This is a genomic window from Mycobacterium simiae, from assembly GCF_008370645.1.
Taxonomy (GTDB): domain Bacteria; phylum Actinomycetota; class Actinomycetes; order Mycobacteriales; family Mycobacteriaceae; genus Mycobacterium; species Mycobacterium simiae_A.
In genome coordinates this window covers 1-419 of sequence record NZ_VTZN01000547.1, presented here as the reverse complement: position 1 = coordinate 419, position 419 = coordinate 1, and the positions used below count along the sequence as shown (strand labels likewise).

Annotated in this window: 1 protein-coding gene; it reads right to left on the bottom strand. The window is 68.0% G+C overall.

Annotation, left to right across the window (positions count from 1 at the left end):
• Positions 1-90 precede the first annotated feature (90 nt).
• A partial coding sequence (locus tag F0Q45_RS26835; RefSeq protein ID WP_188113209.1) for a gamma-glutamyl-gamma-aminobutyrate hydrolase family protein occupies positions 91-419 on the bottom strand: 329 nt, incomplete at its 5' end.

Sequence of the window (419 nt, the reverse complement as noted above, 5' to 3'; positions counted from 1 at the left end):
GCGTCGTCGACGTCGGCGACCTCGGCGTGTTGCACCGATCCCAGCACTTCCTCGGTAGCCGGGTTGACCAATTGCTGCCTACTCATCGGCTCACCGGCCCGCGTACGTCCGCGCGGCGCCCACCAGTGCGGTGAACAGCCGCAGATCGTCCAGCGACTTCTCCGGATGCCACTGCACCGCAAGCGCAAAAGTGTCCCCGGGCAGCTCCAGCGCCTCCACCACGCCATCACTATCGACCGCGCTGACCGTCAGTCCGTCGCCGACCTTGTCGATGGCTTGATGGTGGTAGCACGGCACGGCGGCAGACTCGCCGATCAGCGTGGCCAGCCGGCTACCCACCGCGGTGTGGACCGGTATCCGGGTGAACACGCCGTCGCCGGCCCGGTGACCGTTGTGGCCGAGGACGTCGGGCAGATGCT